Raw genomic sequence first — 26,518 nt, forward strand, 5'->3', positions numbered from 1 at the left:
AGACTCACTATGTCCGCACAGGCACAACCCGTCCATTTCGACGCCCAGCGCGCCGCCGAGCTGAGCGAATTGCTCGGCCACGTCAACGCCTGCTGGGACAACGAGCGCCGCTCGCTGTCGCGCCAGCTGCACGACAGCATGGGCTCGTCGCTGACCGCGCTGACCATGCACCTGGGCTTGCTGACGCAGAAACTGCCGCCCGACCCCGCGCTGATGGAACGCGCCACGCAGATGAAGAACCTGCTGCACAACATCATCGAGACCAACCGCCAGATGCAGCACCGGCTATGGAACGACAAGCTGGAGTTCCTCGGCGTGCGGGTGGCGCTGGGCGAGCTGGTCACGCAGTTCGGCGAGCAGCACGGCGTGGCCGCGCGCTGCAGCTTGCCGGAGGAAGAGCCGCGCTGCCCGCGCAGCCACAACGTCGTGCTGCTGCGTGCGTTGGAGGAAGCGCTGCACAACATCGTCAGCCATGCGCAAGCCAGTTCGGTGGACGTGGTGGTCGACGATAACGACGACGAGATCATGCTGACGGTGAAGGACAACGGCGTCGGCGTCTCCGCGCACAGCGACGCGATCGGCGCCGACAACGCCAAGCACGGCTTGCGCGTGCTGCGCGAGCGCGCCGTCTACCTGGGCGGCACGCTGACCCTGGTGGCGGGCGCGGACGGCGGCACCACGCTGACCGTGGTCCTGCCCAAGCCGGCGCCCTGACCTGCCGTTCCGCATCGGCGGACTGCCGCGCAGACGGCGATCCATGCTGCGCCTCCGGGCATGCGGCCTGTGGATTCCAGCCTGCGCGGGAAGGACAAGCGGCAGTTGTACTAGTGCAGTTTGACCAGCGGCGTGCTGCGCTTGATGAGGAAGCGCGCCAGCGCCAGCAAGGCGGTGCGCACCGTGCCCAGCACCGCCTGGTGGTGCATCAGGTGCAAGCTGGTGTACATCAGCCGCGCGACGAAACCATCGACAAACCAGTTCAGCCCTTTTAGCGAGCCCATCAGGCTGCCGACGGACGAGGTCTGCCCGAACGACACCAGCGAACCGTAATCCCTGTACACATAAGGCCCGCTTTGGCGCGCCTTGCCGTGCGCCTGGCGCAAGAAGGTCTGCAGCAGGTAGTCGGCCTGCTGATGCGCGGCCTGCGCGCGCGGCGGCACCGGCTTGCCGTCCGCGCCCAGGCACAGCGCGCAATCGCCGAGCGCGTAAATGTAGTCGTGGCCCTTGACGCTCAGGTCGCCGTTCACGTCCAGCTGGCCGCCCTTCGCGGTCGGCAAGCCCAGTGTGCCCAGCAAGTCCGGCGCCTTGATGCCGGCCGCCCACACGACGATGTCGGCCGGATAGCGCGGCCCCTCGGCCACTGTCACCTGCTCAGCGTCGATTGCCGTCACGCGGGTGTTGCTGACCACCGTGATGGCGCGCTCCTGCAGCAGCTTGAGCGCGGCCTCCGCGACCCGCTCCGGCAGCGGCGCGAGGATGCGCGGCGCGCCTTCGAGCAGGGTGATGCGCACGTCGTTCAAGGGATCGAGGTGGCCGAAACCGTAGGCGGCGTACACGCCGCTGGCCTCGCGCAGTTCAGCCGCCAGCTCGACGCCGGTGGCGCCGCCGCCGATGATGACGATGTCCACGCCGGCCTGCGCCGGCTTGGGCGGACGCCCGGGCGCATCGGCGGGGGCATGGCCGGTGGTTTCCTCACGCGCTAGCTGCGCGCCCTTCGCCAGCGCCGCCTTGGTCAGCAGCTTGAGCAGGGTCAAGCGGAACCGCTCGGCGTCTTCGGTGGCATTGAGGGAAATCGTGTGTTCCTTGGCGCCGGGCACGCCAAAATAGTTGGACGTGCTGCCGATGGCCAGCACCAGCGATTCAAAGCCGATGCGGCGTTCCGGCAGCACTTCCTCCTGGTCGGCGGTGGCGATGGCCGCCACCGTCAGCTGCCGGGCGGCAGCGTCCAGTCCCGTCAGGGCGCCATAAACATAGGTGAAACCGTTATCGTGCGCCAGCATCTGGTAGGACAGGCCCTCCTGGTGGATGTCCAGGGTGCCCGCCGCCACCTCGTGCAGCGAAGGTTTCCAGATGTGGAACAGGCGGCTGTCGACCAGCATCACTTGCCGGGGCCCCAGATTGCGGCCCAGCTTGCAGGCCAGCTCCAAACCGCCCGCCCCGCCTCCGACGATCACAATTTTGCTCTGCATGGCGCTCCTGAAAAGTTGGCCGCTTCAGTCCTTGCCGTGGCCCTTGCCGTGGCCATTCCCATGGCCGTGCTTGTCATGCTTGTCTTCGTGCTTGTCTTCGTGCCTGCTGTCGCGGTCGCCGCCGCGGTGGCCATGCTCGTCGCGGTAGCGCGGCGCGTAGTCGTTCTGGTACCAGTCGTCGCGCACGAAGTATACCTGACGGCCGCAGGCATTGTAGGCGCCGCAATGCTTGGACCATTTTTTGGCGTGGCCGGGCGGCACGCGCAGGTACAGCGGCTGCTCGATCATGCGCACCGGACGTTGCACAATGATGGGTTCCGCGTAGATGACCGGCGGCGGCGCCATGTTGCCCAGATCGATACGGCCGTAAAAGCCAGGCTGTCCAACGCTGATGGAAACGTTCTGCGCGGCGGCGGACAGGGAGATTGCCAGCATGCTGGCGGCGATAAGGAGTTTTTTCATGGTGTCATCTCTAGTTATGGATTCACTTGCTGCGATGCAATTGTAATCCGGCATTAACCAGATGTATGTACGCTTGCGCACATAAGTCACCAAATTTTGTTCACAGGCAATTTCCAGCCTCATCGGTCAAGCCTGCCGAAGGTGGCTTTCGAGCTGCTGGATCGCCGCCTGCGACTGCGCGATCACCTTGTCGGCTATGCGCTGGCGCATGCCCTGCACCCGGCCGGCCGCTTCGGCCTCCAGCAGGATGGGCGTGAGCATCTGCCGCGCCGATTCATGGAAACCCTTGGCCACCTCGTCCAACTGTCCGGTAAAGGACTGTTCCGCCACTTTCAGCCGCTTGCGCAGCTCATCTTCGAAGGCGCGGCGCTTGTCGCGGATTTCCGAACGCTTGCGCTTGCCGCCATCGCTGAACCATTTGAACGCGCCCGCCAGCAGCACCGCGCCGCCGACGAAGGGCGCGGCCGGGACCAGCACCGGCGTCACCACGGCCACGCCGAACAGATAGGCCACCGTGCCGGTGCCGGCCGCCGCCACCGCGCCGCCCATCAAGGTCAGGTTGGCGGCCGTGTCGACCGAGTTCACCAGCCGCGTGCCGATGCGCAGGCGCGGCATCAGACGGGCCAGCGCGGCGTGGTGCTCGCGCTCGAACACGCTCGTTTGCGTCAGCCGCATGTCGGCCTGGAACAGCCGCAGGTCGTGCTGCAGCAAGGTCAGCGCCTCCTCCTTGCGCCGCACCACCCGGTCCAGGCGGCGCTCCATCTCCTGCCCGAACTGGTTGCGGCCTATGCTGGCCCACACGTCCTCGTCCTTCCACTGGTCGGTCTGCAGGCGGTCGGTGATGGCCAGTTCGATGGCGTTGCCGGCGTCGTGCACGGCGTCGTCGATGTCCTGCCACAGCAGGCCGCGCTCGTACGCCAGGCGCGCGTCCACCAGCGCCAGCCGCTGCTCCACCTGCAGTTTCAATGCCAGCGCCGCGTTCAGCATCGCCTCCGCACTGGTATCGGAGGCGCGGCGGGCCACCGCCCTTTCCTGGTAGGCGCTGATGCCGGCGATGATGCTGGCCGTCGCTTGCTGCACCATGCCGCGCAGCTGTTCCTGGTCCAGCTTGCCACCCTGGAAACGGCGCGCGCCATCCAGCAGCTCGGCGTGGCCGGTGTGGCGTCCGAAGTCGGCCACCGCGTCGGCCAGGCCGCGCCCCTTGACCAGCTTGCGCGCCTGCTCCCCCAGACTGCTCAGCAGCTTGCGCTCGTCGTCCAGCGGCAGCATGGCCAGCTCATCGGTGCGCAAGCGAATGCCGAGCGCCTTGGCGACGCGCTGCGCCAGCGCACGCGCCTTGCTGCCTTGCAAGGCGACCAGCGGGCGCAGCATGAGGTAGGCGTCTTCCCGGGTCTGGTGCTCGACGGCGGCGGAGCAGCGCGACAGCGCGTTCAACGCCCAGTCGACGTCCACGCCCGATTCGATGGCGTTCAACACCAGGGCGGTGAACACGGCCGACGCCTTGCCCTCGCCGGCCAGGTCGGTGACAGCGGCGAACTGGCCCAATGTGACGACGCCCTCGGCAGCGGCGAGGGCGCCCACGGTACGCGCAAGCGCGGAGCCGAAACTTTGGTCTGAGGACAAGTGCTCGTCCAGCGTGCGGATTTCTATCGTGTGTTCGGCATCCATCCAGTATCAATCCAAGAGTGTCAGGCCAGCCGCCACAGGCGGCCTCTGGTCGAAACCATTATAGTGATCCTTGGGCCACCCGCAACCTTGTTGTTACGCTATCGTGCGCTAGATGGCATCCGTGGACAGGAACAAGGTCTCCTTGATCTCCTCCATCACCACATAGCTCTTGCTCTGCGCCGCGCCCGGCAGTTGCAGCAGCATCTCGCCCAGCAGCTTGCGGTATTCGGCCATTTCGTGGATGCGCGCCTTGATCAGGTAGTCGAAGTCGCCCGACACCAGGTGGCACTCCTGCACTTCCGGTATGCGCAGCACCTCGCGCCGGAACTGTTCGAACATCGAGGCCGACTTGGTGTTGAGCGTGATCTCCACGAACACCAGCAGCTTGGCCCCCAGCGCCGGCGGAGCCACGCGCGCATGGTAACCGGTGATGACCCCGTCGCGCTCCATGCGCTTGACGCGCTCGATGGCCGGCGTGATCGACAAGCCGATCTGCTCGCTCAGGTCCTTCATCGAAATGCGCCCATCCTCCTGCAGGATGCGCAGGATCTTGCGGTCCATCTTGTCCAGGCTGCGGACCGATTCCTTTTGTGTACGCATGATTTTTTGCTGAATATTTGGATTTATATAGTAACAAACACTGGCTGAACCAAATTACCATAGCGTTATATCTGGCGCAAGCCATAATAAACACAACAGGGGAAGCATATGCGTATCGTCATTCTGGGTAGCGGCGTCATCGGTGTCACCAGCGCGTATTACCTGGCCCAGGCTGGCCATGATGTGACGGTGCTGGAGCGCCAGCCCGGCCCGGCGCTGGAAACCAGCTTCGCCAACGCCGGCCAGATCTCGCCCGGCTACGCCTCCCCCTGGGCCGCGCCCGGCATCCCGCTGAAGGCCATGAAATGGATGCTGCAGCGCCACGCGCCGCTGTCCATCACGCCCGACGGCACCCTGTTCCAGCTGCAATGGATGTGGCAGATGCTGCAGAACTGCAATGCCGAGCGCTATGCGGTGAACAAGGAGCGCATGGTGCGCCTGGCCGAATACAGCCGCGACTGCTTCAAGACGCTGCGCGCGGCCACCGGCATCGCCTACCAGGGACGCCAGCAAGGCACGACCCAGCTGTTCCGCACCCAGCAGCAGCTGGACGGCGCCGCCAAGGACATCGACGTGCTGAAGGAGACCGGCGTGCCCTTCGAACTGCTCAGCCGCGAGCAGCTGGTCCAGGCCGAACCCGGCCTGGCGCGCTCGGCCGGCAAGCTGGTGGGCGGCCTGCGCCTGCCCAACGACGAAACCGGCGACTGCCAGCTGTTTACCACCCGCCTGACGGCCATGGCCGAAGAGCTGGGCGTCAAATTCCGCTACAACACCGACATCCGCAGCCTGGTGATGGAAGGCGGCGAGATCAAGGGCGTGGTCACCGCCACCGGCGTGGTCCAGGCCGACAGCTATGTGGTGGCGCTGGGCTCCTACTCGACCCGGCTGCTGCAGGACATCGTCAAGATCCCGGTCTACCCGCTGAAGGGCTATTCGATCACGGTGCCCATCGTGGACGGCGCCGCCGCGCCCACCTCCACCATCCTGGACGAAACGTACAAGATCGCCGTGACCCGCTTCGACGACCGCATCCGCGTCGGCGGCATGGCCGAAATCGCCGGTTTCGACACGCGCCTGAACCCGCGCCGCCGCGCCACGCTGGAAATGGTGGTCAACGACCTGTTCCCCGGCGCTGGCGACACCGCGCAAGCGAGCTTCTGGACCGGCCTGCGCCCGATGACCCCGGACGGCACGCCCGTGGTCGGCCGCAGCGCCGTGCGCAATCTGTTCATCAACACCGGCCATGGCACGCTGGGCTGGACCATGTCCTGCGGCTCGGCCCAGCTGCTGGCCGACATCATCTCGGCCAAGCGCCCCGCCATCCAGGCCGACGACCTGTCGGTGGGCCGCTACAGCAGGGAAGCCCGCCAGCGCGCGCCGCAGCTGGCCAGCGCCTGACGCGCCCAAGCGGCCCAAGCGGCCGGGCACTGCCGCGTCCGCCGTTGCTGGCGCACCACCGGGGTGCATCCCATGCGTTTGTGGGTGCGTTTGTGCGTTGTGATTGCCGCGCGCACTGCGTATAATTTTTTCATGAATAAATTAGAAGCATACGGCCACATCGCGGCCCTGGCGATACGCGGCGACCTGGTGTTCCCCACCAGCGTCAACGCGGCTTTGCGCGTGCAACTCGCGCTGGACGATCCCGAATGCCCGATCGACGAGGCCATCAGACTGGTGCTGGCCGAGCCGCAGCTGGCGGCGCGCACCGTCGCGCTGGCCAACTCGGCCATGTTCAACCGCAGCGGCGGACCGGAAGTGACCAATGTGCGGGCCGCCATCATGCGCATCGGCTACCACAACCTGTTCGCGCTGGCGGCCGCCATGGTGGTGCGCCAGTTCGGCAGCAAGATTGCCGACCCTGAATTGCGCGTCAAGGCCGAACAGCTGTGGCAGCACAGCGTGCACGTGGCCTGCCTGGCGCGCATCATCGCGCGCGACGTCACCTACACCAACCCGGACACGGCGCTGTTCGCCGCCATCGTGCACGAAGTGGGCAATTTCTACCTGCTGTCGCGCGCCGACGAATTCCCCGGCCTGCTGGAGGACGACCCCGACAACTGGCAGCCCGCCAGCGAGGAAATCATCACGCGCGAGGTGCTCAACAAGCTCAACATCCCGGAAGCGGTCAGCGCCGCCATCCAGAGCATGCGCGACAGCTTCCTGCAGATCCCGCCGGACTCGCTGCTCGACACGCTGCTGCTGGCCAACCACCTGTCGCCGGTGCCCTCGCCGCTGCAAGCGGCGCCGCGCGAACTGCCGCCGCATTCCGAATCGGTGATCGACCTGTTCATCGACCAGGAAATGATGGAAGAGCTGCTGGCCCAGTCCGGCAAGGACGCCGAGGCCATGAACGCCGCCCTGCTGGTCTAGCCGTGCCGCTTTAATCCGCGCGGCCCGGATGCAGCTGCACCGGATGCAGCTGCTGCGCCTTCGCCCCCCTGGGCGGCGGCAACAAGTCCGCCAGCGTCACACCGTCCAACACCTTCAGATAGGCGTCGGTCGCCTCCTCCAGCTTGGTCTTCAGGAAGCAGGCGCCATTGAACACGCAGCTATTGTGTTCGCCGTCAAAACACTCGGCCATATGGAAATCGCTCTCGCTGCCGCGCACCACAGCGCCGATATTGATGTCGGCCGGCTCGCGCTTCAGGCGCAGCCCGCCGTTGCGGCCGCGCACCGTCTCCACCAGGCCGATTACGCCCAGCTGGTGGACCACCTTGGTCAGATGGTTCTTCGAGATGGTGTGCAGGTCGGCGATATCCTGGATCGTCACCAGCTTGTCCCGGTTCATGCCAAGGAACATCAGGGAGCGCAGCGTGTAGTCGGTAAACGAGGTCAGTCTCATGGCGCGCCAGTTAGAAAATTAAACATTCATTTAATATATTGCTTTAGATTTTCATCTAATGTAGCATCCATTGTATAGGTTTTACCGCGCACCGCGGCAGTGGCGGCAGCCGCCGGCCGGTGCATCCGAACCTTCCCCGCCATTCGAGACTAAGCCATGAAACTTCAGGAACTGAACACCGCCGCCATCACCACGCTGGTCCACACCTTCTACGACGCCGTGCGCGCCGACCCGGAACTGAGCCCGGTCTTCACGCTTGCCATCGGCGACGGCTGGGACGCACACCTGGCGCGCATGGTGGATTTCTGGAGCACCGTGATGATGGGCACCAAGCAATTCCAGGGCAATGTGTTCGGCACCCATATGCAGCTGACCGGCATCGAGCCGCAGCACTTCCGCCGCTGGCTCGCGCTGTTCGAAGAAACCGCCGTCCAGCTGTTCGAACCTGCGCTGGCCAGCGAATTGCTCACCGTCGCGCGCCGCATCGCCGCCAGCCTGCAGTATGGCTTCTTCGGCAAAGTCGTCGCCCAATAGTATCGGGACACCCGTGAAATCCCTCCCCGCCACCGTCGCCCACTACAAGAGCACGCCCGAATTCACCGAACACTCGGTGCCGGCCGGCCTGCAGCGCCATCACAGCACCGCAGCCGGCGTATGGGGCCGGATCACCGTGCTGGAAGGGACGCTGCGCTACCACATCATCGAACCGGAAGAGGAAACGGTGCTGCTCACGCCGGAGCTGCCCGGCATCGTCGAGCCGCGCATGCTGCACGAAGTGGAAATGACCGGGCCGGTCCGTTTCCGCGTGGACTTCCACCGCTGAGCGCAGTTTGCTATGCTGGCGGCACTCAACCTTGGAGATGCCGATGCAAATCAATGCGCCCGCCTACGGTTCGGACCAAACCGGCCTGGTATGCGGCTATTTGTTCGGCCGCGACCACCAGCCCACGCCGATCGAGGCGCACGCCGCGCAGGAATGGCTGGAACAGCCCGGGCACCACGAGGGCGAGTTCGTCTGGCTGCACTTCAACCTGGCCAACACGGCCAGCGAAAAGTGGCTCAAGGAGCACGTCACGCTGGCCGAGGAGTTCTACGAAAGCCTGCACGAAGGCCAGCGCTCGACCCGCATCGAACTGGCCGACAACGCGCTGATCGCCGTCGTCAACGACGTGGTACACGATTTCTCCTTCGATCCGTCCGACATCTCCACCCTCTGGCTCAGCGTGGACCGGCAGGTCGTCATCAGCGCGCGGCGCCAGCCGCTCAAAGCCATCGAGAGCCTGCGCCAGGCCGTGCGCGCCGGCGAGCCGATACGCTCGCCGGTCGAACTGCTGACGCATTTGCTGCGCGACCAGGCCGACGCGCTGGTGATGATCGTGCGCGACGCCATCGGCCGGGTCGACGCCATCGAGGACAACCTCTTGCAGGGCAAGCTGAAACGCAAGCGCACCGACCTGGGCGCGCTGCGGCGCGTGCTGGTGCGCCTGCGCCGCCTGCTCGCCCCGGAACCGGCCGCGCTGTTCCGCCTGCTGCAAAAGCCGCCCGGCTGGGTGGCCGACGTCGACAGCGAGGAGCTGCGCCAGGCCACCGAGGAATTCGCCGTGGTGCTGAACGACATGGCCTCCCTGCAGGAGCGCATCAAACTGCTGCAGGAGGAGATCGCCGCGCAAGTCAACGAGAGCAACAACCAGAGCCTGTACGTGCTGACCATCGTCACCGTGCTGGCCCTGCCGATCAACATCATCGCCGGCCTGCTGGGCATGAATGTGGGCGGCGTGCCGATGGCGCAGGACCCGGAAGGCTTCTGGATCGTCGCCACCATCGTCGCCGTCTTCACCGCCGTCGCCGGCTGGCTGGTGTACCGCAAGCAGCAGGACCAGGACTAGGGACCAGGGGCCGGACATGCTGGAAATGTTATTGCAGTTGCTCGGCGAACTACTGATCCAGCTGCTGGGCGAAGCGCTTGTCGAGCTGGGCTTCCACGCGATCGCCGAACCGTTCCGCAAGCCGCCCAATCCCTGGCTGGCTGCGGCGGGCTACCTGATGCTGGGGGCCATCGTCGGCGGCCTCAGCGTGCTGGCGGTGCCGGCCCACCTGGTCAGCACACACTTCCTGCGCATGGCCAACCTGCTCCTCACCCCCGTGGCTGCCGGATTCTGCATGGCAGCCGCCGGCGCCTGGCGCGCCCGCCGCGGCCAGGCGCTGCTGCGCATAGACCGCTTCGCCTATGGTTACCTGTTCGCGCTGTCGTTCGCACTGATGCGGTTCTGGCTGGCCTGCTGAGCGCACGTATCACCTCGACCATGCTATCTGCGCCATCGCATGTTCGGCCAGCGCAGTGATAGTGAGTGCCGGATTGACGCCCGGATTGGCCGGCATCGCCGCGCCGTCGCAGACCAGCATGTTCTGATAGCCGAACACGCGCAGCTGCCGGTCGACCACGCCACTCGAGGCGTCGGCGCCGATGACGGCACCGCCCAGCACATGCGCCGTCGTCGGAATATCGGCCAGGGCCTCCAGCACATTGCTCTGGGCGATGCCGCCCGTGCGCCGCGCCAGCCACTGGGCGGCCTGGTTGGCCACCTCGATATAGGCCGGGCTGGGCTTGGCGCCGTTCTGTTCGGTGGCCAGGCGGTAGCCGCGCCCCAGCCAGCGTTTCCTGGGACGCAGCGCGATCGCGTTGTCCAGCGTCTGCATCACCAGCAGCGTCACCATGCGCCGGCTCCAGCCCACCGGCCACGCCGTCTTCAGCCATTGCACCGGGTGCGACGCGATGGCGGCCAGCCACTTCAAGGGCCGCGTCACGCGGCTCCCCTTGCCGACCAATACCGTGTACATCAGCCCCATGGCATCGGCATTGCGGCCATAGGTGAGGAACTCGATGCTGGTGTTCTGGTCGACATGCACGCTGCTGCTGGCCGTGACGTCGTTCCAGGTCTTGAGGTCCCGGGGCAGGCGCACGTTGAGCACCGACTCGCTGTTGGTGCGCACCAAGTGACCGAGGCTGTCGCTGATCCGCGGCAGCGAGCCCCCGAGCTTGCAGTTGGCCAGCAATTCATTGGTGCCCAGCGCCCCGCCCGCGAAGACGACGCCGCGCGCGGTCAGCGTCCGGCGCTCCGTTGCGAGCCAGGCTCCGGGGCGCTGCGTGGTGACCAGGTAGCCGCCGCTGCCGTCGGCGGCGCCGAGCGGCCTGACATCGACAACTTCGCGCCCGGCCAGTATCCGCGCACCGCCCTGCTCCGCGAACCACAGATAGTTCTTCAGCAGGGAATTGACGGCGCCGGTGCGGCAGCCCACCATGCAAGCGCCGCAGCGCGTGCAGCCGGTGCGGTCCGGCCCCGCGCCGCCGAAATAGGGATCTTTGACCGTCTTGCCGGGCTGGCCGAAGAAAACCCCGGTCGGCGACCGCGCGTACCGGTCCTCGCCCCCGAAATGGCGCGCCATTTCCCTGGCCAGCCCTTGATTGACCGAGTCGAACGGCACGGCCGTCACGCCCAGCATGCGTTCAGCCGTGGCGTAGTGCGGCCGCAGCAAGGCGTTCCAGTCGCCGAGCGCGCGCCACTGCGGGTTGACGAAAAACGCCGGGCGGGCGCGGTACAGCACGCCGCCATACACGGTGCTGCCGCCGCCGACGGCGGACTGGCTCGGAAAGAACACGTGCCGAAACACCTTCATGCGCATGACGCCCCGCAGGCCGACGGCGGGCGCCCACAGGAAGCTGCCCAGCTGCCAGGCCGACTTGGGCAGGTCTTCGTCACGGTAGCGCCGGCCGCGTTCCAGCACGCCGACGCGGTAGCCCTTCTCCGTCAGCCGCAGCGCCGCGACGCTGCCGCCGAAGCCCGAGCCGATCACCAGCCAGTCGAAATCGAATGCGGGGGCGCCCATCTTAGAATTTATAGCCGAGCGTTAAACCGAAAATCTGCGGCCGGTCCGTCAACGCGACGCTGCGCGGGATGGCGCCATAGCCGGGCGTCTGCGTGACCACCTGCGCCGACGTCTTCAGGCGGAACAGGCCGGCCTCCATGCTGACTGCCCAATGCTTGTCGATCGGGTAGGACAAGCCCAGCCGCCCGTAAGGCGACCATGAGCTCTTTAACGCTATCGTGCTGCTGCTCCCTTGCAGCAAGCCGGTATAAGTGTTGCTGACTTCCTGGTTGGTGAAGAAGGTGTAGACCACGCCCATCCCCACGTGCGGCCGGATGCCGTGGAAGTCCGGGAAGGTGTACTGCATCAGGGCGGTGGGAAACCAGATGCGCGCCTTCGCGACAGTGCCCACGGGCACGGCGACGCCCGCGCCGACGGCGGTGAGCGTGGGCGGAATGCCACCCTGGAATTGCGCCACCCAGTTGGCGGACAGCCGCCGTTCGTAGCTGACGGCCAGCAGGCCCTGATCCTTGGCGTCTATTTTCAGGCCGGGCGGCGTGGTGCCGGGCGGCCCCGTCAAATCGCCGGATTGCAGCTTGAAGCGTATCTTCGCGTAGCCGACCCTGACGGTATTTTCAAGCTCCCCGGCGTGCGCCGCATGGCACAGTATCCAGGTCATCGGCAAGGCCGCGGCAACGGAGGTGATGAATTTTTTCGTTTGCATTTTTATGTCTCCTTGGTGTGTTTTATAGTCAATTCAACAGCTAACGCGCCAGTTTCCGGACGATCCAGCGCGTCAGCGGCGCCGGCGCGACGCGTGTCCCGAGCGACAGGAAGCCGGCCTGCACGCCCACCGTCCAATGGGTTTTGTGGATCAGGCGCCGGGTGGTCGCGCAGCGCCACACGGTGTCGGCGACGTCGGCCGGCGTCAGACGTATGCCCAGCGATCTGGCGCTGGCGATGTGGTCGAAGCCGTCGGCCATGGCGGTCTGCACGAAGCTCGGCCAGATGTCGCTGACGCGGATGCCGTGGCGGCTCCATTCGAGGTCCAGCCCCTCGGTGAAGCCGCGCACGGCGAATTTGCTGGCCGAATAGGTCACCAGCTCCGGCTGGCCATAGATCGCCGTGGCCGATGCCATGTTGATCACGCGCGCCCCCGGCGTCCGCCGCAGGCGGCCGTAGGCGCTGAGGCAACCGGCGATCATGCTCGCCACATTCACGTCCAGCATGGCACGGTGCCGGGCCAAGGGCACGCTTTCAAACGGTCCCGCCGTCAGGACACCCGCGTTGTTGAGCAGGACGTCGAGCCGGCCGCTGTGCGACCAGAAGTGCGCCAGCGCCCGCTCCCACGCGTCCGCATCGCATACGTCGAGCGCGCCCCAGACGGCGTTGCCCTCGCCCAGCGCGGCGCCGGCCGCAGCCACGCCGTCCGCGTTCAGGTCGTACAGGCCGACAAACCAGCCGCGCCGCGCGAACAGTTCGGCGCAGGCGCGGCCGATGCCGGACGCGGCGCCGGTCACGAAGATCGCCGGCCTCATAGGCTTTGCGGCTGCGGCATGGTCGGCAACATGGCGCGCAGCTTGCGCTTGTCGATCTTGCCGACCGGGTTCTTCGGCAGGCTGCCGATGACATGGATGGCCGCGGGCCGCTTGTAGCGCGTGAGCCGCTCCGCGCAATGCCGGTTCAGTTGCGCCGGCGTGGCGCCGTGTCCCGCGCGGCAAGCGACATAGGCAATGACGATCTCGCCCAGCGTCTCGTGCGGCGCGCCGATCACCGCCGCCTCCAGCACGCCGGGGAAGGAGCTCAGCGCGTCCTCGATTTCCTTGGGGTAGATGTTCTCGCCGCCTCGGATGATCATTTCCTTCAACCGGCCGACGATGGACAAGTAACCGTCGGCATCGAAGCGCCCCAGATCGCCGGTGCGCAGCCAGCCGTCGACGACGGCCTGCGCGCTCTCCTCCGGCTTGCCCAGGTAGCCGCGCATGACGTTGGGTCCGCGCACCAGCACCTCCCCGGTCTGGCCGGCCGGCAGATGGCGCCCGGCGGCGTCGGCGACGGCCACGCGCTGGCCGATGAAGGGCAAGCCCACCGTGCCGGCCTTGCGCACGCCGTTGAAGGGATTGATGGTCGATGCGCAAGTGCCTTCCGACAGCCCGTAGCCCTCGACCAGCGGAAAGCCGTAGCGCGCCTCGAAGCTCGTCAGCAGCTCGGCCGATGCGGGCGCCGCGCCGCAGATGCCGTAGCGCAGGCTGGAGGTGTCCGGCTTCACCGATACCGGCAAGGCGTTGAGCACGGCGTATATGGTCGGCACGGCCGAGAAATACGTGGGCCGCAGCCGCTCGACATCGGCGAAGAAGGTCTCGATGTCGAAGCGGGCACGGATGGTGACCCGGCTGCCGGCCGACAGCGGCGTCAGGATGCTGGCCACGATGCCGTTGACGTGGAACAGCGGCAGCACCAGCAGGCAGTGGTCCGCCGCCGTGATCTGCAGGGATAGGCGCGACATGTCCGCCATCGCTTCGAGGTTGGCGTGGTCGAGCATCACGCCCTTGGGCAGGCCGGTGGTGCCGCTGGTGTAGATCAGCAGCGCCAGCGCGGCTGCGTCGTCGGCCGGCGGCAGTGCGTAATGCGCGCCGTATTGCACCGCGCCGTGCAGCGCGGAGGCCGGCAGCGGCTGCACGCCCGTGGCCCCTGCCTGGCCGGTGGCGTTGACCAGCACCTTGGCGCCGGAGTCGTCCAGCTGATGGGCAGCCTCGGTGTCCGTCAGGCCCGGATTGAGCGGCGTGACGGCAGCGCCCAGCCGCCATGCGGCAAACATCGCCACCACGAATTCGACCTGGTTGGGCAGCATGATGGCCACCACGTCGCCGGGCCCCACGCCAAGTTCGGCGAACAAACCGGCTGCCACCAGCACCCGGGAATGGAACTCGCGGTTCGACAAGCTCGCCTCGGCATCGGCGACGCACGGCGCGTTCGGCGCCTGCGCCGCGCGCAGGTCTGGGAGTTTGGAAAATCGCATCACTATCCTTTCAAGGTGGAAACCGGCTGCGCGAACAGATGCCGCGTCAGGAATGTCGTCTGGTCGGACACCGCACGTTCGAAGTGCTCGCCCAGATAGAAGTCGAAGTGGCCGCAGTCATACAGCTTGATTTCGCCGCGCGGCGCGCGCCCGGCCATGGCGATGGTGCGTTCCGGCGGCGTCACCGTGTCGGTCCTGCTGACGCAAAACAGAATGGGCGGCTTGACCCTGGCGGCGCGCCGTCCCGGCCGGTAGCCGACGATTTCCGGGATCACCCGCGCCGCCACGCGGTTGACGAAGGCCAGTCCCTTGGGCATCAGCGCCAGGTAGCCGGGCAAGGCGTCGTGCGCGTTCATCAAGGCCGGCTGGCCGGGCAGCGCCGCGATCGGCACCATCACCGGCGGCCGGCCGAACAGCCGCGCCGCCAGGTCGCGCATGACCACCGGCGTAATCCGCAGCGAGCCGCGCATGCCCAGCGCGGCGGCGGACTCGAAGCCATCGGTGAACGGGCATTGGCTGATGGCGGCCACCAGTTCGGGATGGCGGCTGGCCACCTGGATTGCGTGGCCGCCGCCGAAGGAACTGCCCCAGATGGCGACGCGGCCGCCGTCGACGTCCGGGTGGGCCTTGACGAAGGCCAGTGCCGCGTCCCAGTCGGCCAATTGGCGCCGCACCGACATCAGCTGGCGCGGCGCGCCGCCGCTGTCGCCGAAATAGCGGTAGGTGAAGGCCAAGGTCGCGATGCCGGCGCCGGCAAAGCGCTCGGAATAGGCGTCCAGGCGCATTTCGCGCACGGCGCCCAGCCCGTGCCCGAGCACGACCACGGGAGGCCGTTCGACGCCGACCGGCAGATACAGCCACGCCGAACAGAACGTTTCGCCGGAACGGAAACTCACGTCGCGGCGGGTGAATTCATAGGGAGTCTGTGCCATGGCGTTCAAGCGACCGTGCGCTTGCCGGTGAAGGGGAAATGCCCGTTTTTCAGGGTCTGGTCGTAGATGGCGGGGTCGTACAAGGGCAAGTCGCCCTCGTGCCCGGTGCGCTCCATGTATTCGATCATCAGGGCCTGGGCGCTCTCGCCCGACAGCGCCGACATGAATTCGGTGCGCTCCACGTGCAGCCCTTCCTCCAGCGGCATCGAACCGCCGATATAGACGGCGCGTTTGATGGCGCGGATGGCGTCGCGCGGGCGCGCGCCCAGGTAGTGGGCCAGCTCCAGCGCGCGGACGATCAACTGGTCCGGCGCCACCACCTCGTCGACCAGGCCGATGTCCAGCGCCTTGGCGGGCGACGCGGGCCGCCCTTCGAGCATCATCATCAGCGCGCGGTGGGCGCCGACCAGGCGCGTCAGCCGCTGCGTGCCGCCGCCGCCGGGAGGAATGCCGAGCAGGACTTCGGGCTGCCCGATGAAGAAATCGCCGTCGGCCATCAGGCGCACGTCGCAGGCCTGCGCCAGTTCGCTGCCCAGTCCCAGCGCCGAGCCATTCAGGGCCGCGATGAAAATCACGCCGCAGCGGTTCATGCGCAGGAAGGTATCGTGCAGCTTGTCGAGCTGCATGGCGCCGCCCAGCGGTGTGAACGCCGCCATCGGCGCCACCAGCGGCATGCGCCGGACGCTGGCGGCGGTGCGCGCCACGGCCGACGTCATGCCGCGCGCCATGGCCGGTATCGTGGTGCCGCCCACCTGCAGCCAGTGCACATCGGCATGGCCGATGAAACGCCCGGCGTGCGTCCCGGTGAGCACCACCGCGTTGACCGAGCGGTCGGCCTCCAGCTCGTCGACCAGCGCGGCCAGGCCGTCGGCCATTGCCAGCCCCATCACACCCTGCGGTCCGCCATCCAGGCGCACCAGCAGTACCGCCCCGCGCCGCTCCAGCTCCAGCCCGCCGGGCCGTGTTTCCGTGTTCCTCATGATGCGTCTCCTTATTTAATAACAGTGTTATGCGTTAACCATAACACTGTTATATTTCGATTTCAAGGCAGCGCCGGCCGAAAACCGGACGGCAGCCGATTATTTGTTGCGGGGCTTGGTCTTCTTGTTGTTCTGGGCGCCGGCCCACACGGCGTGGGCGCAGGCGGCGGAGGCTTCGGCCTGGTCGCGTTTGGCGCCCAGGCCCACCACCAGGTTCACGCACATCGGCACCAGCACGCCGGCGGCGGCGTCGCCGGTGTGCGCGAAGTGGCCGGCGAGATCGAGCATGATGAAGCCGTGCAGCGCGCTCCAGAACTGCAAGGCGATGAGATCGGGATCGGCCTTGCGCACGCACTTGGCATCCACCAGCCGCGCGCAGCCACGCAGCAGGAAACCATAGGCCGTGCGGAAAGACGGCGACTGCCCGCTCAGCAGCGGTTGCGCCTCCCCGCGCGACGGGCTGTAGCGGCCGTGGATCGACAGGCCGAACATCAGGTCGTACAAATGCGGATTGCGCCGCGCGAAGTCGTGGCAAGCCAGCGCCATCGCGCACAAGTCGGCCATCGGATCGTCCGTCGGCGGCAAGCGGCCGAACACCACCGCCTGCCGGTTGAAGCCCTCGTCCGCCACCGCTTGCAGCAGCTCCGGAACCCCGCCGAAATAGGTGTACACCCCCATGGTGGACAACTTCGCTTCGGCCGCCACCGAGCGCGCTTTCACCTCGGACGGCCCATGCAGGGCCAGCAAGCGGATGCTGGCTTCAACGAGGCGGGTGCGCGGATCCTGCAGGGAACTGTCGTCGGTCATCTGGCGTGGGGAAAGTGCTATAACAGCGTTATCATAGCACGCCAGGCCCCGCTCTCCCCGCTAGTCTCCTCTATTCCTGCCGCACCCACGTCTGCGTGCGGCCCAGCATCGGCACGCCGATGTAGCCGCGCACGCTGAGCTTCCTGCCGCCGTCGGTGAGGCGGATTTTGCTGGCATAGGTCTTGCCGTTGTCCGGGTCCAGGATCTGGCCGCCGGCATAGTCGTCGCCGTCCTTTTTCAGGCCGCTCAGGATGACCAGGCCGATGATGGGCGCATCCTTGTTCGCGCCCTCGCATTTTTCGCACTTCGGATTCTGGCTTTCGTTCGCTGCCGGGAAGACCTTCTCTATCCGGCCCTGCAGCGTGCCGTTCGTCTCGGCGATACGGATCAGCGCCCTGGGCTTGCCGCTGGCGTCGTCGATATTTTTCCAAAGGCCGGCCGGCGAGGCGTCGTCGGCCCAGGCGGCGCAAGACAGCAGTGCGCCGGCCAGCGCCAGCCCGGCGGCGGATGTACGTTTCAAAGTATGCATTGCGATGATCTCCTTGGTTGTGGTGAATAGCGCGCCGGTCACGTGCGCACGATCTGGACGACGACCTTGCCTTTGGCCCTGCCCTGTTCGAGATAGGCAAGCCCTTCCTTCGCTTGTGCGAACGGGAAGACCTTGTCGATAACAGGACGGATGCGCGCAGTCTCGAGCAACTCGCCGATCCTGGCCAGCTGCCCGCCGTCCGGCCGCACGAACAGGAAGGAATATCTGGCCTCGTGCTTGTTCGCCAGGCCGATGATTTTGCGGCTCAGCAAACCGAACACGAACTTCATCAAAAAGTTCATGCCGCGCGCGCGCGCCATGGCGGCATCCGGCGGACCGACAAGCGACATGACCATGCTTTTCGGATTCACGATCCGCATGGCTTTTTCCAGCCCGTCGCCCTTGATCGTCCCCAGCACGGCATCGTAGCCCTGCAGCGTTTCCTCGAATTCCTGCTTCTTGTAATCGACCACCTCGTCGGCGCCAAGGCTGCGCACCAGCTCCACGTTGGCCGTGCTGGTGGTGGTCCCCACCCTGGCGCCAAGCTGCTTGGCCAGCTGGATCGCGAACGTGCCGATGCCGCCAGAACCTGCCTGGATAAACACCTTCTGCCCCGGCTTGAGCTGCGCGCGTTCATGGAACGCCTGCCACGACGTGAGCCCCACCATCGGAATCGAAGCGGCTTGCACGAAGTCCAGGTTGGCCGGCTTCAGCGCGGCGGCGTGCTCCGGCACGGCGGCGAATTCGGCCAGCGAGCCCATACCCAGATCGAAGGTGCTGGCATATACCGCATCGCCGACCTTGAAGCGGCGCACCCGGCTGCCCACTTCCACCACCACGCCGGCCAGATCGCTTCCCATCGTGGCCGGCAGCCGCATCTTGATGATGGGCCTGAACTCGCCGTTGCGCATCATGTTGTCGCTTGGATTGAGGCCGGCGGCATGCACCTGGACCAGGAGTTCATCCGCCTTGATCAGGGGCCGGGGGATGTCGGTCAACTCGATCCGGCCGGCGCGGCCGTAACTTTTCAGGACTAGTGCTTTCATGATTGCCTTTATTGTTCAGTACGTGTGGAAACACCTGCTGCGCTCAGGCCGCGAGTGCCGGATAGTCCGTATAGCCCTGCGCGCCGGGCGTGTAGAAAGTGCTGGGATCGGGCGCGTTCAAGGGCGCGTCCCGGCGCATGCGCTCGACCAGATCGGGATTGGCAAGGAAAGGCCGGCCCATCGCCACCAGGTCGGCGCGGCCCTCGGCCAGCGCCTGTTCGGCGCCTTCCTTGTCGAAGCCGCCGGCAACAATGACGGGACCGTCGAAAGCGGCGCGCAAATCGGCTTTCAGCCGGGCCGGAACAGGCGGGGCGCCGAGCGGCGAGTGATCCAGGATGTGAACGTACATGAGGCCAAGCGCGGAGAGTTCCCTCACCAGCGCCACGTATTGCGCGTCCAGTTCCGGGAAGGCGCCGGTGGAGTTGAACACGCCATGCGGCGACAGGCGGATGCCCACCCGCTCGGCGCCGATCGCCTTGGCCGTCGCGCGCGCCACCTCGAGCACGATCCGGTTGCGCCCTTCCGGCGTGCCGCCGTAGCCATCGGTCCGGCGATTGACGTTGGCGTTCAGGAATTGTTCAAGCAGATAGCCATTGGCCGCGTGCAGTTCGATGCCGTCGAAGCCGGCGGCAACGGCCAGGCGCGCGGCGTTCGCATACTCTGCGACCGCCGCCTCGATGTCGGCGCCGTTCATTTCGCGCGGCGGCGTATGGGGCTGGCTTCCCTGGCTGTCGGTCCACATCTCGCCGGGGCAGGTCTCGGAAGACGGTCCAAGCACCTCGGCCCCGACGGGCAGGTTGGCCGCGTGGCCTACCCGGCCGGTATGCATGAGCTGCACGACGATCTTGCCGCCCCTGGCGTGGACGGCATCGGTCACCTGTTTCCAGCCCTGCACATGGGCCTCGTTGAACAAGCCCGGTATGCGCGCGTAGCCCAGGCCGTTCGGCGACGGCGACGTCCCCTCCGTGATAATGAGGCCGGCGCTGGCGCGCTGTCCGTAGTAGGTGGCCATCAGGCTGTTGGGCGTGTTGTTTTCGACGGCACGGCTGCGCGTGAGCGGCGACATCACGGCACGGTTGCTGAGAGTCAGGGCGCGCAGGGTGTAGGTGTCAAATAGCATTTTAGGTCCTTGGTGAGTGTCGGTTTACAAAGTCGTCTATAAAGCTGGCCTGTTACGCCAGCCGCAAATCCTTGCGCAGGCCGGCGTCCATCACGCCCGCCGGAGCGAAGGTGCGCAGCAGCCGCAGGCGCGCCGCCAGGCCGCCCGCGGTGTAGCGCAGCTTAGGCTTGCCCGCCAGCGCCGCCTTCAGCACCGTCTCGGCCACCACCTCCGGCCCCTCCGCGCCCTGCATCACTTCCTGCACGCGGCGCAACACCGCGGTGCGCACCTCGCGGTAGGCATCGAGCTTGGCGTCCGGCTCCAGCAGATTGGCGTCGAAAGGCGTCTTGATGTAAGCCGGTTCGACCACCACCGCGCGGATGCCCCAGTTGCGCAGCTCGTGGTCCAGCGATTCCGTATAGCCTTCGATCGCGTGCTTGGTGGCGGCGTACAGCGCGCCATAGGGCATCGGCAGGAAGCCGAGCACCGAGCCGATGTTGATGATGCGGCCGCCGCCCTGGGCCCGCATGTGCGGCAGCACGGCGCGCGTCATGCGCACCACGCCGAAGAAGTTGGTGTCGAAGATGGCCTGGGCCTGCTCAAGCGAGCTCTCCTCGGCGCCGGCCGGGGCGACGCCGAAGCCGGCGTTGTTCACCAGCAGATCGATGCGCCCTTCCTGCTTGATCACGGCCGCGACGGCGGCCTGGACCGAGGCCTCGCTGGTCACGTCCAGCGGCAGCATTTCGAATTCGCGCCGGCCCGATTGCGCGCCGCGCCGGCTGGTGCCGTAGACCTTGTAGCCGGCTTGCGCCAGCCGCTTCGCGGTGGCTTCTCCGATGCCGGACGAGGCGCCGGTGACCAGTGCGATCTTGTTATTCATGGTATTTTTCCTTTTCAATATGACGATCATCATATTTGCATTTAAAAAAAACCGTCGGCGGTGTCAGCCGGCAGCCGGGGAGAATTGTTTCAGCGCAGCTGCGCACAAGGCCTGGGACAGCTTGGGATCGTCCACCGCGCGCGCCACCATGGCGGTGCCTATCAGCGCGCAGACCAGCGCCATGGCCTGCTCGTGCGCCTGAGGCTGGCCCCAGTCGGGCAGCTGGCGGGCGAACAGATCGATCATTTCCTTGATGTGTATGGTCGCGGCACGGCGCACTTCCGGCGCCTGGCGCGGCATTTCGGAACCCAGCGCGGAAACCGGGCAGCCGGTCTCGATGGCCGAGATGTGTTCCTGCGACAGATAAGCCTGCATCATGGCCTGCAAGGCCTGCCCCGGCGGCGCAGCGGCGGCCACGCGCGCCGCCACGGCCACCGCCTCGGCGCCGGCGCGGTCGCCGGCCTCGGCCAGCAAGGCGTCGCGCGACTCGAAGTGGGCATAGAATCCGCCGTGCGTGAGGCCGGCCTCCTTCATGATGTCGGCCACGCCGGTGCCGCCGTAGCCGCTGCGCCGTATGGCGCGCGCCGCCACCTCCACGATACGTTCGTGGGTGGCTTCCTTGCGGCTGGCTGCCGCTTGCTTGGTGGGTTTCGACTTCATGACGCCCATCATATACCATTTTCCCCAAGTCCGCACAAAACGGTCATTTCAATCGATACGGCTTCAGCGCTTCATGGCATAGGCGTCGCGCACTTCGCGGGAGATGTAGGTGCTGAGGCCGGCGCCGCTACGGGCGAGCCGCTTCATGCGCTCGACGCGCTGGCGGCCGGTGCTGGCGTAGGTGTAGGTATAGACGGCGCCATCGACGAACCGGATGTCGATGGCGTCGGGCTTGATGGTGTAGGCGGTCACGCCGGAGGTGCCGCTCAGGTCTCGATAGCGCTCCATGGCGCCAATGTAGCGCGCCCCGCCCCGATGCGGCGCGCCACTGGGGCACTGGGGGCACTGGGGCACTGGGGGCACTGGGGCACTGGGACACTAGAGCAATGGGGTACTTGGGCGCTGGCGCTGCGCTAAGCGCTGCCGCACGCTGTCATCCTCGCGAATGCGGGGATCCATACACAGACTGAGAGGTGGCGAAGTATGGATCCCCGCATACGCGAGGATGACACGGTATGGGCCGAGGTATGCGAGGCCGCCTGGGCCTGCACTGCTGGGGTCAGGCGGGGCTGCCGAGGCCTGCGTTCCTGCACTTTTTATGTCACCCTTGACCACGCGCTAGTCGATACTGCGCGAATGCAGGCCAGACCCAGGCTGCCGCGCCAGCGCTGCGCTAAGCGCCGCCGCCCGCTGTCATCCTCGCGAATGCGGGGATCCATACACAGACTGAGAGGTGGCGAAGTATGGATCCCCGCATACGCGAGGATGACACGGTATGGGCCGAGGTATGCGAGGCCGATGCGGCGCCGGCCGGCCATGGATCCGCGCGTGAGGATGACACGGTGTGGGCCTGAGGCGGGCGGGGCCGCCGGAGCCCGCTGCCGCTCTCGCGAATGCGGGGGGGGGGTTAGCGCGCCAGCGGATTCGGCGTCGGCTCGGCCACTTTGTGCAGCAGGTTGCGGTCGATGTGGTGGAACGGTTCGTCTTCCTTGCCGCGGATGAGCATCACCGTGTCTTCCTCGTAGCCCCAGGTGCCGTCGTCGTTGATGGTCACCTTGATGCGGTATTCGACCGTCTTGAAGCCGAACTCCAGGAAGGGATTCGAGCGGATGCCGTAGGTGTCGGACTCGCGGTAAGCCACCAGTTCGAAAGTCTTCGCGTCCGGCGCCGCCGTGCCCGACGCCATGGCGATCTGGCCGCGCGGGATGGCCAGGGTCTGGATCACGGTGTTGCTGCCCGGTTCCCACAGCCAGTAACCGACCTGCTCGTGGTAGGTCTTGACCTGGTCCGGCTTGGTGATCAGGATGACGTAGCGCAGGCCGTAGAACAGCTGCGGGCCGTTGGTCACCGGGTCGATTGGCTGCAGTTCGATACGCTCGACATAGGCCTGCTTGCGCGGGCCGTCCTTCTTCGGCTTGATGTCCAGCCCGCGCTCGCCCTCCCAGATGCCCGCCATGGCGCTCAGGGGCCCCAGGTTGGCCAGGGTGTTGACGTCCACATTGGACGGTTCGGTATAGATGTCGTCGGAAAATTCGCTCATGGCTGCTGAAATTGGTGGATGCAATTCAGCAATTGTAGCCCATGGCGCCGGGAACCGGGGCCGCTACGCGGCGGCCGCCTCGGCCTGCACTTCCAGCATGCCCTGGATCAGGTCCGGCGCCACCGGGCGGCTGAACAGATAGCCCTGCATGTCGTCGCAGCCGCTCTGCTGCAGGAAGCTGCGCTGCTGCACGGTCTCCACGCCCTCGGCGATCACGCGCAGCTGCAACTGGTGCGACAGCGAGATGATGGCGCGCGCAATGGCCTGGTCGTCGCTGCTGCTGTCCAGGTCCCGCACGAAGGATTTGTCGATCTTCAGGCTGCTGATCGGGAAGGTCTTCAGCGACGCCAGGCTGGAATAGCCGGTGCCGAAATCGTCGATGGACAGCGAAATGCCCATCGCCTTGAGCTCGCGCATCTTGTCGATGGCCTGCTGCAGGTCGCGCATGATCAGGCTTTCGGTCACCTCCAGCTCCAGCCACTGCGGCGCCAGGCCGCTCAGCTCGAGCGCGCGCTGCACCCGCGCCACCAGGCGCGCGTCGTCGAACTGGCGCGCCGAGACGTTGACCGAGATCGTGATCGGCGGCAGGCCCGCCGCCTGCCAGGCCTTGGCCTGGCGGCACGCCGTCAGCAGCACCCATTCGCCGATCGCGACGATGGCGCCGCTCTCCTCGGCCAGCGGGATGAACTGGTCCGGCGCCATCATGCCGCGCTGGGGATGCTGCCAGCGCAGCAACGCCTCCACGCCGAACACCAGGCCGGTGTCCAGGTTGACCTTGGGCTGGTACTGCACCCGGAACTGCTCCTCGGCCAGCGCCACGCGCAAGCCGTCCATCAGCTCCAGCTTTTCCTCCAGGCTGGCGTTCATTTCCATCGTATAGAACTGCACATTGTTCTTGCCGGTGTCCTTGGCGCGGTACATCGCGGCGTCGGCGTTCATCAGCAGGGTGTCGGCGTCCGAGCCGTCGCGCGGATACATCGCCACGCCGATGCTGCAGCTCACCTGCACCGGCTGGCCGCCCACCACCACCGGGCGGATCACCGCCTCGCGGATTTTCTCCAGCAATACCATCAGCGCGCCTTCGCTGTCGCGCTGTTCCGGCAGCACCAGCACGAATTCATCGCCGCCGAAACGGCCCACCGTGTCAGCCCGCCGCACGCAGCCGACCATGCGCGCCGCCACCTCGGTCAGCAGTTCGTCGCCCGCCGTGTGCCCCAGGCCGTCGTTGACCATCTTGAAGCTGTCGAGATCGATGAAGGCCACCGCCACTTCGCGGTCGTTGCGCTCGCCGTGCAGGATGGCTTGCTGCAGGCGGTCGGCGATCAGGCTGCGGTTCGGCAGGCCGGTCAGGCTGTCGTGGTGCGCCATGTGCACGATGCGCTCCTCGGCCAGTTTGCGCTCGCTGATGTCGCGCACGATGGCGACCACGCCGCCGTCCACGCCCACCACCTGCCAGTGCAGCCAGGACGCGCGCAGTTGCGGCATGGCGTTGCGCAGCTCCTCGTCGTACACGCCGCCGACGGCGGCGATATGGGCCAGCGTTTCGAAGGTGCCGCCCAGGCGGATCTGCGGCAGCCAGGCGCACACCGTCATGGCCTGCAATTGTTCGCGCTTCAGGCCGGACAGCTTCTCGGCGCGGCCGTTGGCGTCGGCGATGACAAAATCGGTGACCATGCCGCGCCGGTCGCGCACCGCGCGCAGTACGAAGAAGGCGTCCATGCTGGCCTCGGACGCGGCTGCATAGGTTTCCTGCGCGTGGCGGATGCCGCGCCGCGCCCGCGCGCCCTGCCACGACCACACCCAGACCAGCGCCGCCAGCAGCACCAGCACCGCGCTGGCCACGGCCGCTTCCCACAAGCTGGTGGTGCGGCGCTGTTCGAACACGGCCATCTGCTCGCGTTCGGACATGCCGGCCAGCGCCGTCAGCGCGAAGCCGTGCAGCGGACGCGCCATCGTATAGCGCGTCACGCCGTCCCAGGAGTTCGGCAATTGCGCGCCCACTTCCGCGCGCAGGTCCAGCTGCTGCCCCCAACTCACCTTGTCGCCGACACGCAGGGCGCGCACCGCGCCATCGTTGCCGACCAGGGCCAGCACGCCTTGCTCGCCCAGGCGGCGGCGTTCGTAGCCGCTGGTGAAGTAGGCGGGATCGACTTCGATGACGACGATGCCGGCGAACCGCCCGTCCTCGTCGATGCGGCGCGTGAAGTGCAGCCGGGGGTCGCCGCTGGCCTCGTCTTTCAGAGTCTCGCCTACGACGGCGGCCTCGCCCGGCGTCTCCTGGTGGTATTTGAAATATGGCTGGCCGGCCACGGACACGGGCCGCGCAACGGGATTGCGCGCCACCACGCGGCCCTGCGCATCGGCGATGCTGACCGAGAACACAAGGCTGTTAGGCAGCAGGCCGCGCTGGTTCAATTCCGCCAGCGCACCGGCCGCGCCTTTGCGCTCGGCCGCGTAGGCGATCACCTTCAGGCTCTGGTCGATGCCGTCCAGGTTGCGTGCCACCTGCGCCTCATATGTGTCGACCAGTTCACGCACCGAGTCGGAAGCGCCCTTGGACGCGGCGTCGCGTTCGATGTCGATGAAGTGGAAGGTGAAAGCCCAGATCGCGCCAAGCAGGAACAGCATGAACAGCGGCAGCGTGACGTAAGTCTCCAGCCCGAGCCGCAGCCAGCGCGCGCGCTGCTTGTGCGCGTCGGCCATCACTTCACCACCAGCACGGCGCGTACGCTGGCGTTAAGGGCGGAGCGTTCTATGTAGCCGATCAGCGCCGGATTGGCTGCCACCAGGCGGCGCACGGCGGCGTTGCCCGCCGCTTCGCGCGGCGGCCGCCCACGCCCGGTGAAGATCATCTTGGTCCAATGTGCGGTCATCCATGCCGGCGAGCGCCCCGCCACCTTGCTGTAAAACTCGTCGCGCGCGGTCGAGCCGAGCCGCTGGTCCACCGGCACCGCGTCGCCGCCGCCGGGAAAGCGCGCCGCCTGGGCCAGGAAGATGTCGGCCACCTGCTGTTGCAGCAGGGTAGTGACCGGGCTCCTGGCCGATACGATGACCACCAGTTCCTTGCCCCGCGATTGCGCCTGCGCCTGCGCCTGCGCCGGCAACGCGCAGGCGCACAGCAGGCAGCACAGCAGGCTGGCGGCATGACGACGGGCGTGTAAGCGATTCAGCATTGCGGGGTATATCCTGGCGGAGGCTAAGCAAAAGTAAGCAAGTGATGGGCAGGCGCGCAGGCCTGCCGGGGAGATCCAGCGGATCGGGCACTGTATCGCAGATGCTAGTAACTGTCGATCACTTTCTTGATAGAACTACTATTTGCATTATGCAAATAATAAGCTGATCGAAAGCGCATCGGTCCCGGGGAGCTTGGGACCATGGGGAGTCAGCACAACGGTGCCGTGGGC

At 66.6% G+C, this 26,518-nt stretch carries 28 protein-coding genes; 7 read left to right on the forward strand and 21 right to left on the reverse strand.

Features of this window, described 5'->3' with window-relative positions:
• The first annotated feature begins 9 nt into the window (after positions 1-9).
• A complete protein-coding gene (locus ACSQ8Y_RS12385) occupies positions 10-714 on the forward strand; it encodes a sensor histidine kinase (RefSeq protein ID WP_436266771.1) in 705 nt (234 codons plus the stop codon).
• 110 nt (positions 715-824) lie between these two features.
• On the opposite strand, the gene ACSQ8Y_RS12390 is transcribed toward ACSQ8Y_RS12385, so the two are convergent.
• From ACSQ8Y_RS12390 to ACSQ8Y_RS12405, 4 genes are all read right to left on the reverse strand, one after another.
• Complete coding sequence (locus ACSQ8Y_RS12390; RefSeq protein ID WP_436266772.1) at positions 825-2,186, reverse strand: NAD(P)/FAD-dependent oxidoreductase; 1,362 nt, start codon at positions 2,184-2,186, stop codon at positions 825-827.
• 24 nt (positions 2,187-2,210) lie between these two features.
• The gene (locus ACSQ8Y_RS12395) at positions 2,211-2,648 is read right to left on the reverse strand and encodes a hypothetical protein (RefSeq protein WP_436266773.1); all 438 of its coding nucleotides are present in this window, start codon (positions 2,646-2,648) and stop codon (positions 2,211-2,213) included.
• A gap of 126 nt (positions 2,649-2,774) precedes the next feature.
• Positions 2,775-4,316 carry a hypothetical protein gene (locus ACSQ8Y_RS12400; protein ID WP_436266774.1) on the reverse strand — a complete coding sequence of 514 codons (1,542 nt, stop codon included), beginning with the start codon at positions 4,314-4,316 and terminating at the stop codon, positions 2,775-2,777.
• A 108-nt stretch (positions 4,317-4,424) separates the two neighbouring features.
• A complete protein-coding gene (locus tag ACSQ8Y_RS12405) occupies positions 4,425-4,916 on the reverse strand; it encodes an Lrp/AsnC ligand binding domain-containing protein (RefSeq protein ID WP_436266775.1) in 492 nt (163 codons plus the stop codon).
• Positions 4,917-5,024: 108 nt separating this feature from the next.
• Here ACSQ8Y_RS12405 and ACSQ8Y_RS12410 point away from each other — a divergent pair, with 108 nt between their 5' ends.
• Together ACSQ8Y_RS12410 and ACSQ8Y_RS12415 are read left to right on the forward strand one after the other, a co-directional pair.
• Entirely contained in the window at positions 5,025-6,314 is a 1,290-nt protein-coding gene (locus ACSQ8Y_RS12410; protein WP_436266776.1) for a D-amino acid dehydrogenase, read from the forward strand.
• A 132-nt stretch (positions 6,315-6,446) separates the two neighbouring features.
• Complete coding sequence (locus tag ACSQ8Y_RS12415; RefSeq protein ID WP_436266777.1) at positions 6,447-7,286, forward strand: HDOD domain-containing protein; 840 nt, start codon at positions 6,447-6,449, stop codon at positions 7,284-7,286.
• Between the two features lie 10 nt (positions 7,287-7,296).
• Here the strand turns inward: ACSQ8Y_RS12415 and ACSQ8Y_RS12420 are convergent, their stop codons facing one another.
• Positions 7,297-7,758: an RrF2 family transcriptional regulator gene (locus tag ACSQ8Y_RS12420; protein WP_436266778.1), complete on the reverse strand. Its 462-nt coding sequence runs from the start codon at positions 7,756-7,758 to the stop codon at positions 7,297-7,299.
• 156 nt (positions 7,759-7,914) lie between these two features.
• Between ACSQ8Y_RS12420 and ACSQ8Y_RS12425 the strand changes: the two genes are divergently transcribed.
• From ACSQ8Y_RS12425 to ACSQ8Y_RS12440, 4 genes are read left to right on the forward strand one after another with little or no spacing between them, the layout of a single operon-like run.
• Positions 7,915-8,292 (forward strand): group III truncated hemoglobin, encoded by a 378-nt coding sequence (locus ACSQ8Y_RS12425; protein ID WP_436266779.1) that lies wholly within the window; start codon positions 7,915-7,917, stop codon positions 8,290-8,292.
• A 13-nt stretch (positions 8,293-8,305) separates the two neighbouring features.
• Positions 8,306-8,581, forward strand: a complete 276-nt coding sequence (locus ACSQ8Y_RS12430; RefSeq protein ID WP_436266780.1) for a DUF1971 domain-containing protein — start codon at positions 8,306-8,308, stop codon at positions 8,579-8,581.
• 43 nt (positions 8,582-8,624) lie between these two features.
• A complete protein-coding gene (locus ACSQ8Y_RS12435; RefSeq protein ID WP_436266781.1) occupies positions 8,625-9,644 on the forward strand; it encodes a transporter in 1,020 nt (339 codons plus the stop codon).
• 16 nt (positions 9,645-9,660) lie between these two features.
• The gene (locus ACSQ8Y_RS12440; RefSeq protein WP_436266782.1) at positions 9,661-10,041 is read left to right on the forward strand and encodes a hypothetical protein; all 381 of its coding nucleotides are present in this window, start codon (positions 9,661-9,663) and stop codon (positions 10,039-10,041) included.
• A 9-nt stretch (positions 10,042-10,050) separates the two neighbouring features.
• Here ACSQ8Y_RS12440 and ACSQ8Y_RS12445 read toward each other — a convergent pair whose 3' ends face one another.
• The 16 genes from ACSQ8Y_RS12445 to ACSQ8Y_RS12520 form a co-directional block, all read right to left on the reverse strand.
• A complete protein-coding gene (locus ACSQ8Y_RS12445) occupies positions 10,051-11,643 on the reverse strand; it encodes a GMC oxidoreductase (protein ID WP_436266783.1) in 1,593 nt (530 codons plus the stop codon).
• 1 nt (position 11,644) lies between these two features.
• Positions 11,645-12,346 carry an OmpW/AlkL family protein gene (locus tag ACSQ8Y_RS12450; RefSeq protein WP_436266784.1) on the reverse strand — a complete coding sequence of 234 codons (702 nt, stop codon included), beginning with the start codon at positions 12,344-12,346 and terminating at the stop codon, positions 11,645-11,647.
• Positions 12,347-12,386: 40 nt separating this feature from the next.
• A complete protein-coding gene (locus ACSQ8Y_RS12455; protein WP_436266785.1) occupies positions 12,387-13,160 on the reverse strand; it encodes an SDR family oxidoreductase in 774 nt (257 codons plus the stop codon).
• A complete protein-coding gene (locus tag ACSQ8Y_RS12460; protein WP_436266786.1) occupies positions 13,157-14,641 on the reverse strand; it encodes a class I adenylate-forming enzyme family protein in 1,485 nt (494 codons plus the stop codon). Before ACSQ8Y_RS12460 ends, ACSQ8Y_RS12455 begins: the two co-directional genes overlap by 4 nt.
• Before the next feature lie 2 nt (positions 14,642-14,643).
• Positions 14,644-15,573 (reverse strand): alpha/beta hydrolase, encoded by a 930-nt coding sequence (locus ACSQ8Y_RS12465; protein WP_436266787.1) that lies wholly within the window; start codon positions 15,571-15,573, stop codon positions 14,644-14,646.
• 5 nt (positions 15,574-15,578) lie between these two features.
• The gene (locus ACSQ8Y_RS12470) at positions 15,579-16,553 is read right to left on the reverse strand and encodes an enoyl-CoA hydratase/isomerase family protein (protein ID WP_436266788.1); all 975 of its coding nucleotides are present in this window, start codon (positions 16,551-16,553) and stop codon (positions 15,579-15,581) included.
• Between the two features lie 99 nt (positions 16,554-16,652).
• Positions 16,653-17,360, reverse strand: coding sequence for a TetR/AcrR family transcriptional regulator (locus ACSQ8Y_RS12475; RefSeq protein WP_436266789.1), 708 nt, complete (start codon positions 17,358-17,360; stop codon positions 16,653-16,655).
• A 70-nt stretch (positions 17,361-17,430) separates the two neighbouring features.
• A complete protein-coding gene (locus tag ACSQ8Y_RS12480) occupies positions 17,431-17,889 on the reverse strand; it encodes a DUF2147 domain-containing protein (RefSeq protein ID WP_436266790.1) in 459 nt (152 codons plus the stop codon).
• Positions 17,890-17,927: 38 nt separating this feature from the next.
• The gene (locus ACSQ8Y_RS12485) at positions 17,928-18,935 is read right to left on the reverse strand and encodes an NADP-dependent oxidoreductase (RefSeq protein ID WP_436266791.1); all 1,008 of its coding nucleotides are present in this window, start codon (positions 18,933-18,935) and stop codon (positions 17,928-17,930) included.
• Positions 18,936-18,978: 43 nt separating this feature from the next.
• Positions 18,979-20,055, reverse strand: coding sequence for an alkene reductase (locus ACSQ8Y_RS12490; protein ID WP_436266792.1), 1,077 nt, complete (start codon positions 20,053-20,055; stop codon positions 18,979-18,981).
• Between the two features lie 52 nt (positions 20,056-20,107).
• Entirely contained in the window at positions 20,108-20,914 is an 807-nt protein-coding gene (locus ACSQ8Y_RS12495; RefSeq protein WP_436266793.1) for an oxidoreductase, read from the reverse strand.
• A 63-nt stretch (positions 20,915-20,977) separates the two neighbouring features.
• Complete coding sequence (locus ACSQ8Y_RS12500) at positions 20,978-21,586, reverse strand: TetR/AcrR family transcriptional regulator (RefSeq protein ID WP_436266794.1); 609 nt, start codon at positions 21,584-21,586, stop codon at positions 20,978-20,980.
• 51 nt (positions 21,587-21,637) lie between these two features.
• Entirely contained in the window at positions 21,638-21,862 is a 225-nt protein-coding gene (locus ACSQ8Y_RS12505) for a hypothetical protein (RefSeq protein WP_436266795.1), read from the reverse strand.
• 619 nt (positions 21,863-22,481) lie between these two features.
• Complete coding sequence (locus ACSQ8Y_RS12510) at positions 22,482-23,114, reverse strand: FABP family protein (RefSeq protein ID WP_436266796.1); 633 nt, start codon at positions 23,112-23,114, stop codon at positions 22,482-22,484.
• Positions 23,115-23,177: 63 nt separating this feature from the next.
• Positions 23,178-25,817, reverse strand: coding sequence for a bifunctional diguanylate cyclase/phosphodiesterase (locus ACSQ8Y_RS12515; protein WP_436266797.1), 2,640 nt, complete (start codon positions 25,815-25,817; stop codon positions 23,178-23,180).
• Positions 25,817-26,287, reverse strand: coding sequence for a phosphate ABC transporter substrate-binding protein (locus tag ACSQ8Y_RS12520; protein WP_436266798.1), 471 nt, complete (start codon positions 26,285-26,287; stop codon positions 25,817-25,819). Before ACSQ8Y_RS12520 ends, ACSQ8Y_RS12515 begins: the two co-directional genes overlap by 1 nt.
• Positions 26,288-26,518 lie beyond the last annotated feature (231 nt).

Source organism: Pseudoduganella sp. LjRoot289 (assembly GCF_964252925.1).
Taxonomy (GTDB): domain Bacteria; phylum Pseudomonadota; class Gammaproteobacteria; order Burkholderiales; family Burkholderiaceae_D; genus Rugamonas.

Coding starts and splice junctions, on each gene's coding strand:
- ACSQ8Y_RS12385 (WP_436266771.1), top strand. CDS start 10: ATGTCCGCACAGGCACAACCCGTCCATTTCGACGCCCAGCGCGCCGCC.
- ACSQ8Y_RS12390 (WP_436266772.1), bottom strand. CDS start 2,186: ATGCAGAGCAAAATTGTGATCGTCGGAGGCGGGGCGGGCGGTTTGGAG.
- ACSQ8Y_RS12395 (WP_436266773.1), bottom strand. CDS start 2,648: ATGAAAAAACTCCTTATCGCCGCCAGCATGCTGGCAATCTCCCTGTCC.
- ACSQ8Y_RS12400 (WP_436266774.1), bottom strand. CDS start 4,316: ATGGATGCCGAACACACGATAGAAATCCGCACGCTGGACGAGCACTTG.
- ACSQ8Y_RS12405 (WP_436266775.1), bottom strand. CDS start 4,916: ATGCGTACACAAAAGGAATCGGTCCGCAGCCTGGACAAGATGGACCGC.
- ACSQ8Y_RS12410 (WP_436266776.1), top strand. CDS start 5,025: ATGCGTATCGTCATTCTGGGTAGCGGCGTCATCGGTGTCACCAGCGCG.
- ACSQ8Y_RS12415 (WP_436266777.1), top strand. CDS start 6,447: ATGAATAAATTAGAAGCATACGGCCACATCGCGGCCCTGGCGATACGC.
- ACSQ8Y_RS12420 (WP_436266778.1), bottom strand. CDS start 7,758: ATGAGACTGACCTCGTTTACCGACTACACGCTGCGCTCCCTGATGTTC.
- ACSQ8Y_RS12425 (WP_436266779.1), top strand. CDS start 7,915: ATGAAACTTCAGGAACTGAACACCGCCGCCATCACCACGCTGGTCCAC.
- ACSQ8Y_RS12435 (WP_436266781.1), top strand. CDS start 8,625: ATGCAAATCAATGCGCCCGCCTACGGTTCGGACCAAACCGGCCTGGTA.
- ACSQ8Y_RS12440 (WP_436266782.1), top strand. CDS start 9,661: ATGCTGGAAATGTTATTGCAGTTGCTCGGCGAACTACTGATCCAGCTG.
- ACSQ8Y_RS12445 (WP_436266783.1), bottom strand. CDS start 11,643: ATGGGCGCCCCCGCATTCGATTTCGACTGGCTGGTGATCGGCTCGGGC.
- ACSQ8Y_RS12450 (WP_436266784.1), bottom strand. CDS start 12,346: ATGCAAACGAAAAAATTCATCACCTCCGTTGCCGCGGCCTTGCCGATG.
- ACSQ8Y_RS12455 (WP_436266785.1), bottom strand. CDS start 13,160: ATGAGGCCGGCGATCTTCGTGACCGGCGCCGCGTCCGGCATCGGCCGC.
- ACSQ8Y_RS12460 (WP_436266786.1), bottom strand. CDS start 14,641: ATGCGATTTTCCAAACTCCCAGACCTGCGCGCGGCGCAGGCGCCGAAC.
- ACSQ8Y_RS12465 (WP_436266787.1), bottom strand. CDS start 15,573: ATGGCACAGACTCCCTATGAATTCACCCGCCGCGACGTGAGTTTCCGT.
- ACSQ8Y_RS12470 (WP_436266788.1), bottom strand. CDS start 16,553: ATGAGGAACACGGAAACACGGCCCGGCGGGCTGGAGCTGGAGCGGCGC.
- ACSQ8Y_RS12475 (WP_436266789.1), bottom strand. CDS start 17,360: ATGACCGACGACAGTTCCCTGCAGGATCCGCGCACCCGCCTCGTTGAA.
- ACSQ8Y_RS12480 (WP_436266790.1), bottom strand. CDS start 17,889: ATGCATACTTTGAAACGTACATCCGCCGCCGGGCTGGCGCTGGCCGGC.
- ACSQ8Y_RS12485 (WP_436266791.1), bottom strand. CDS start 18,935: ATGAAAGCACTAGTCCTGAAAAGTTACGGCCGCGCCGGCCGGATCGAG.
- ACSQ8Y_RS12490 (WP_436266792.1), bottom strand. CDS start 20,055: ATGCTATTTGACACCTACACCCTGCGCGCCCTGACTCTCAGCAACCGT.
- ACSQ8Y_RS12495 (WP_436266793.1), bottom strand. CDS start 20,914: ATGAATAACAAGATCGCACTGGTCACCGGCGCCTCGTCCGGCATCGGA.
- ACSQ8Y_RS12500 (WP_436266794.1), bottom strand. CDS start 21,586: ATGATGGGCGTCATGAAGTCGAAACCCACCAAGCAAGCGGCAGCCAGC.
- ACSQ8Y_RS12505 (WP_436266795.1), bottom strand. CDS start 21,862: ATGGAGCGCTATCGAGACCTGAGCGGCACCTCCGGCGTGACCGCCTAC.
- ACSQ8Y_RS12510 (WP_436266796.1), bottom strand. CDS start 23,114: ATGAGCGAATTTTCCGACGACATCTATACCGAACCGTCCAATGTGGAC.
- ACSQ8Y_RS12515 (WP_436266797.1), bottom strand. CDS start 25,817: ATGGCCGACGCGCACAAGCAGCGCGCGCGCTGGCTGCGGCTCGGGCTG.
- ACSQ8Y_RS12520 (WP_436266798.1), bottom strand. CDS start 26,287: ATGCTGAATCGCTTACACGCCCGTCGTCATGCCGCCAGCCTGCTGTGC.